The organism is Anaerovibrio sp. (assembly GCF_051866355.1).
Classification (GTDB): Bacteria; Bacillota; Negativicutes; order Selenomonadales; family Selenomonadaceae; genus Anaerovibrio.
Window position 1 is genome coordinate 1 of sequence record NZ_JBJDWZ010000175.1, and the last position, 6,414, is coordinate 6,414.

Genomic DNA, 6,414 nt, shown 5'->3' on the forward strand with positions numbered 1-6,414 from the left:
ATCCAACAGATTATCCCCATCCAAGCTGTTTGATATTTGGACGTAACATGATGAATAATAGAGTGATTCATGTTGTGGCTGGATATGATGGCGATAATGTATTCATTATAACGGCTTATTATCCAAATGCCGAAAAGTTTTTAGATGATTTTAAAACGAGGAGGTAGTTTTTATGTGTATGTTTTGTCATTGCCAAGAAACAAAATATAGTACTACCACTCATGTGGTAACATTAGATGATTGCGTTATTGTTGTAAAAAATGTACCTTGCCTGGAATGTGTTCAGTGCGGAGAGAACTTTTTTACGGATGATGTTATGGAGCAATTGGATAAGATTATAATTCAGGCTCGGCAGGCATTGAGTGAAGTTATAATCACGGATTATAGTAAAATGAAAGTCGCCTAGGCAGTATAATTGCATATGTTACGAAGGGTATCTAGAGCTAGATGCCCTTTTTTGGTGGAACAAACAGCAGGGACACTATGCAGAAAACTGTAGCAGAATATTAATATAAATATAGATATAGATAATTAATATTAAAATTTATATTAATATATAAATAAATATAACCTAAAATACTTTATAAATTTCTTTACATATCGCTAAAAATATAATATAATCACCTGTAACAGAACAAAAGGGGTGAGAGGGTATGTATGCTTGTACCAAGGGGGCTACGACTTTGGGCGTGGATGGGGTGATTATTGATGTGGAGGTGGATGTGTCCAACGGACTGCCCTGCTTTGAGATGGTGGGGATGCCGGATGCGATGGTGCGGGAGGCAAAGGAACGGGTGAGGATTGCCATCCGCAATTCCGGCATCAGGCTGCAGCAGGACAAGGTGACGGTCAATCTGGCACCGGCAGGCATGCGGAAGGATAGCGCCGGGCTGGATTTGCCTATTGCAGTGGCGCTTCTGGCCGCCTATGGGATTATCCCTACGGAGGGGCTGGACAGGTATCTGTTTATCAGCGAGCTGTCCCTAGAGGGAGAGTGCCGCCGGGTAAGCGGCGTACTGCCCATGGCTATCAGGGCGCAGGAAAGCGGCTTGCAGGCGGTGGTGACGGCAAAGGGGAATATTAACGAGGCGTTGCTGGTGGACGGCATAGAGGTGTATGGCATTGAGAATCTGTCGGAGCTGGTGGATTTTTTGAGTGGCAGGGGCGGCCTGCAGCCGGCTGTCAAGCAGCCGGTACGGGAGGAAAGGGAAGAATTGCAGGATGATTTCTGCGATGTGCAGGGGCAGTTTCTGGCCAAGCGCGCCTTTGAGATTGCGGCGGCAGGCGGACACAACATCGTCCTGTCCGGCAGTCCGGGGGCCGGCAAGACCATGCTGGCGAGGCGGATGGGTTCCATCCTGCCGGATATGACGCAGAAGGAAGCGCTAGAGGTTACGAAGATTTACAGCATCGCAGGGCTTTTGAAAAACAATGGCGGACTGATTACACGGCGTCCCTTTAGAAGCCCTCATCACACTGTATCCTCGGCGGCCATGATAGGGGGAGGCAGCATCCCGAAGCCGGGGGAGGTCACCCTCAGCCACAATGGAGTGCTGTTTCTGGATGAGCTGCCGGAGTTTAATAAAAATTCCCTTGAATGTCTGCGGCAGCCCCTTGAGGATGGCTTTGTCAGCGTATCAAGGGTCAATGCCACCCTGAGCTTTCCTTCCCGTATCATGCTGATAGCGGCGCTTAATCCCTGTCCCTGCGGCTATTATGGCGACAGCGAAATTCCCTGCGAGTGCAGTCTGCCCCGGATAAAGAAATATACCAGAAAGCTGTCAGGCCCTTTGTTGGACAGGTTTGATATTCAAATCCGGGTGCCGCGGGTGTCCTATCAGGAGCTGACTGCCGAGGCAAAAACGGAAAAATCCTCCGTCATCCGTCAGAGGGTGGTGGCGGCTCGAAAAATTCAGCTGGCGAGGTTCAGCGGGCTGGATATTGTCTGCAATGCCCAGATGAATCATGCCGTGCTGAAAAGGTATTGCCGCCTGACCTATGAGGCGCAGGAGCTGATGGAGCTGGCATTTCAGGAGCGGAATTTGTCGGCCCGTTCCTATGACCGCATAATAAAGGTGGCGCAGACGGTGGCTGATCTGGCCGGCAGTGATATCATAAGCGGGCGGCATATCGGCGAGGCTTTGCAGCTGCGGGGTGAAATCCTGCCGGGAAATAACTGAATGGAAAATTTTGAGGAAGGAGGCAAAAAAATTGCCTCTTTTTTGCTGGGGAATTTGTTAAATCAAACATCTTGCTGTATAATAAGATGATATTGTAGAATTATTTTGCAGGAGTTTGATAGATGATTGGTTTTTTGCGGGGCAGGGTTGCATATCTGCTTTCAGATGTCTGCCTGCTGGATGTGAACGGCGTTGGCTACAGGGTGTTTATTGCCGGCAATACCCGTAACCAGCTGAAACTGGGGCAGGAAGCGACGCTTTTTACGCATACCGGCGTGCGTGAGGATGCAATTCAGCTTTATGGCTTTTATTCCCAGGAGGAATATGACTTGTTTCAGCTTTTGCTGACGGTCAGCGGCATCGGGCCGAAGGTGGCCCTCGGCATTATCGGGGCGATTACCCCTGCCAGGCTGTGTCAGGCAATCCAGAAGAAGCAGGCCTCCGTGCTGGTGAAACTGCCGGGGGTGGGAAAGAAGTCCGCGGAGCGGATGATCGTGGAGCTGAAAGACAAGCTGCATTTTGCCGATGCGGGTGCTGACGGGCAGGTGGAGGACTTGTCCGACCTGTTTGCCCTGCCGGAGATTGGCGAGGGCGTGGTGGCAGAGGCGGCGGCGGCCTTGCAGAGCCTCGGCTACAACGCCCAGCAGCTGGCACCTGTGCTGGAGAAGTGCGGCAGGCTGAAAGGCAGTCAGGATGTGCAGTCAGTGATAAAATTTGCGCTGAAAGAGCTTTCAGGGAGGTGATAGAGGTTGGAGGATATAAATTACGGTGATTTTGCCCAGGAGCGCGTGGTGGATATGAACGCCCAGGGCGGTGATGACTGGCAGTACAGCCTGCGGCCTCGTCATCTGCGGGAGTATATCGGGCAGAAGAAGGTCAAGGATAATCTGGGGGTATTCATCAAGGCGGCAATGTCCCGCGGTGACGCCCTTGACCATGTGCTGTTTTATGGGCCGCCCGGCCTGGGGAAAACCACGCTGGCGGGCATTATTGCCAATGAGCTGGGGGTAAATTTCCGGGTCACTTCGGGACCTGCCATCAACCATGCCGGGGATTTGGCGGCCCTTCTGACCAATCTGGGGGAAAAGGATGTACTTTTTATAGATGAGATACACCGCCTTTCACGCAACGTAGAGGAGGTGCTTTATTCTGCTATGGAGGATTTTGCCCTTGATATCGTCATAGGCAAGGGCCCCAGTGCCCGGTCAATCCGCCTTGATCTGGCGCCATTTACCCTGATTGGTGCAACTACCAGGGCAGGCTCACTGGCAGGGCCGCTACGTGATCGCTTTGGGGTCATTTCGCGGCTGGAGTATTATCAGCCTGAGGATCTGGTGCTGATTGTCAAGCGGGCGGCGGAGATACTGCAGATTCCTATTGAGGAAAAAGGAGCCTGGGAGATTGCCCGCCGTTCGCGGGGAACTCCCCGTATAGCCAACCGCCTTTTGAAGCGCGTCAGGGATTTTGCCCAGATTACAGGTGACGGCGTGATTACTGATGAAATAGCGGATGCTTCCCTGCAGAGGCTGGAAGTGGACAAGATGGGACTTGACCACACGGACAGGCGGATGCTGGAAACCATGATATTGAAGTTTGGCGGCGGCCCTGTGGGACTGGACACGCTGGCGGCGGCTACCAGTGAGGAAAGGGACACCATCGAGGATGTGTATGAGCCGTACCTTTTGCAGCTGGGCTATATCAACCGCACCCCGAAGGGCAGGATAGTGACCAGGGCTGGCTATGAACACATGAATATTGCTTATCCGGAGGCGTAGAGAGATGAATTTGTTGCTGCACATGTGCTGTGGCCCCTGTTCCTGTTATCCGGTGAAGGTTTTGCGGGAAAAGGGCATTGAGCCTACAGGGTATTTTTTTAATCCCAACATCCATCCCTACAAGGAATGGGATATGCGCCTGAAAGCGGCAAAGGAATTTGCCGTCAGGTCAGATATGCGGATAGTTACAGATGAACACTACATGCTGCGTGATTTTCTGCGCCGCGCCCTGGCGGCGGAGCAGGCGGAGAACGGCCGCTGCCGCATGTGCTATACATGGCGGCTGGAGGAAACGGCCCGCTACGCGGCAGAAAATGGCTTTGATGCCTTTACCTCGACGCTGTTCTACAGCATTTATCAGCAGCATGAGCTGATGAAGGAAACGGCGGAGCATTTTGCCGGGGTATACGGCGTTGAGTTTTACTATGAAGATTTCCGTCCCGGCTGGCAGGAAGGCATAGACATAAGCAAGGAAATGGAGCTGTACCGCCAGCCTTACTGCGGCTGTATATTCAGCGAGGAGGAACGCTACAGCAGGGAGCTCAGGAAGGCGAAAAAAAAGGCGAACAAGGCGAAGAAGCGGGCAAGATTGGAGGCAGAGGCCAATGGAGAGGTTTTGGAGGAATAGCTGGTGCGGAGTGCTGGCCGTACTGACGGTTTTTTTGTTCCAGCTGGGAACGGCTGAGGCAGGTGTCAGCACACTGCATCCGGGGGCGGGCAACCGGCCGCCCAAGACGCCGGAGTGGAACGTGGAGCAGAGCAGGGACAGCGGCAATACCGGCGTGGATGCGGGGAAAAGCAGCAGTACAAAGGGCGTAAAAAAGCTGGACAAGAAAAATGTGCCTGTCACCATGCTGAGCGTGATGCTGGGTGAAGGACTGGCATCGGCCTCCGTGTCCGGCGCAAGTGATTTTGAGCTGGTGGATGGCAATGCCGGCAAGACGCTGGAAAGCTGCAGTGCCAACAAAAGTGTAAATATTACCCTGGACAGCAGCTATATTGTCATCAATGGCAAAAAGACAAAGAGCAGGATTGTGACGCTGCAGACTAAAAATGGCGCTGACGGCGTGGTGAAATACAATGGCAGCAGCTATCGCGGCACCCTGCGGATTATTTCTGACGGAGCAAGGCTGCAGGTGCTGAACCAGCTTTCGCTGGAGGATTATGTGAGGGGCGTGCTGCCATCGGAGATGTCCGCCAGCTGGCCGGGGGAAGCATTGAAGGCCCAGGCCGTAGCGGCGAGAACCTTTGCCCTCTATAACAGGAACAAGGGACATAAGGCCAGCGGCTACGATCTCTGCAGTTCCAGCCATTGTCAGGTGTACAGCGGCATGGCGGCGGAAACTGCGGCAACGGACAAGGCGGTGGAGGCCACCAGGGGACAGGTGATGTACTACAATCATCAGGTAATTTACGCGGCTTTTCATTCTTCCTCCGGCGGGGCGACTGAAAACAGCGAGGATGTCTGGGGTGCCTATCAGCCCTATCTCCGCTCCGTGACGGATGATGACAGCCAGTCTCCGTATCATAACTGGACGGCGCGGTTTACGTCGGATCAGGTGGAAAAGCAGCTGGCATCGGCCGGCAAGGGGGTAGGAAAGCTGCAGTCCATTACGCTGGGCCCTATTTCTACCAGCGGTTCCACTACCGGGCGGACAGCATCGGGGCGGGCCTACGGCGTCAAGTTTGCCGGCAGCAGCGGCACTGTTACGATAACCGGTGAGCAGGCGAGGACTATTTTTGGCCTGAAGAGTGCCATGTTCAACATAAGGACGGAGCGGAGCGTGCAGCTCCCTGCCTCCGGCAGCAAAAAAAATACCAAGTCAGCCAAGAGTGCCTCCGGCCCGCTGACAGCGGTGCCTGCGGCTATGAACGGGGCAGTCATGAGGATTAGCGGGGAAGAAACCATTATCTTTGACGGCCACGGCTTCGGGCATGGGCTGGGCATGGCGCAGTATGGCGCCAAGGCCATGGCTGACAAGGGCAGGAAATATGACGAGATACTGCACCACTATTATACGGATGTGGTGATTCAGGAAATATACTAAGACAGATGCCTGCGGACACAAGGATGCAGAGCGGCAGGGGCAGTGATGCATGGGATACTGCCTCTGATATGATGAGAGATAATTTGGAGAGCGTGAAATGCAACTATCAGAGTTTGATTATGATTTGCCGGAGGAGCTGATTGCCCAGACTCCTGTGGAGCCGAGAAATTCCTCAAGAATGATGGTACTGGATCCGGTGGATGGCACCATAGAGCATCGTCATTTTTATGATTTGCAAGAATACCTTGAGCCGGGGGATACCCTGATTATGAATGATACCAGGGTTATGCCGGCCAGGCTGCTGGGCTGGCGTGACGGCACCGGCGGCAGGGTGGAGGTTTTTCTGCTCAGGCGCATTGACGGAGATACCTGGGAGACGCTGGTCAAGCCGGGGCGCAAGGCGCAGCCGGG

At 53.3% G+C, this 6,414-nt stretch carries 8 protein-coding genes; all 8 read left to right on the top strand.

The genetic code is table 11. The annotated features are described in order from the left end of the window. Positions 1-167: DUF4258 domain-containing protein (locus tag ACI3UA_RS09230; RefSeq protein WP_439724532.1), on the top strand; the 167-nt coding region annotated here is incomplete at its 5' end. A gap of 11 nt (positions 168-178) precedes the next feature. Then, positions 179-406 carry a type II toxin-antitoxin system MqsA family antitoxin gene (locus ACI3UA_RS09235; RefSeq protein ID WP_439724533.1) on the top strand — a complete coding sequence of 76 codons (228 nt, stop codon included), beginning with the start codon at positions 179-181 and terminating at the stop codon, positions 404-406. A 247-nt stretch (positions 407-653) separates the two neighbouring features. Beyond that, positions 654-2,180: a YifB family Mg chelatase-like AAA ATPase gene (locus ACI3UA_RS09240; protein ID WP_439724527.1), complete on the top strand. Its 1,527-nt coding sequence runs from the start codon at positions 654-656 to the stop codon at positions 2,178-2,180. A 122-nt stretch (positions 2,181-2,302) separates the two neighbouring features. Continuing rightward, on the top strand, positions 2,303-2,923 hold the full coding sequence (ruvA, locus tag ACI3UA_RS09245; RefSeq protein ID WP_439724528.1) for a Holliday junction branch migration protein RuvA: 621 nt from the start codon (positions 2,303-2,305) through the stop codon (positions 2,921-2,923). Positions 2,924-2,977: 54 nt separating this feature from the next. Then, complete coding sequence (gene ruvB, locus ACI3UA_RS09250; RefSeq protein ID WP_439724534.1) at positions 2,978-3,955, top strand: Holliday junction branch migration DNA helicase RuvB; 978 nt, start codon at positions 2,978-2,980, stop codon at positions 3,953-3,955. Positions 3,956-3,959: 4 nt separating this feature from the next. After that, on the top strand, positions 3,960-4,583 hold the full coding sequence (locus tag ACI3UA_RS09255) for an epoxyqueuosine reductase QueH (protein WP_439724529.1): 624 nt from the start codon (positions 3,960-3,962) through the stop codon (positions 4,581-4,583). After that, positions 4,561-6,003 (top strand): SpoIID/LytB domain-containing protein, encoded by a 1,443-nt coding sequence (locus ACI3UA_RS09260; protein WP_439724530.1) that lies wholly within the window; start codon positions 4,561-4,563, stop codon positions 6,001-6,003. Before ACI3UA_RS09255 ends, ACI3UA_RS09260 begins: the two co-directional genes overlap by 23 nt. Positions 6,004-6,100: 97 nt before the next feature. Beyond that, positions 6,101-6,414: S-adenosylmethionine:tRNA ribosyltransferase-isomerase (locus ACI3UA_RS09265; protein WP_439724531.1), on the top strand; the 314-nt coding region annotated here is incomplete at its 3' end.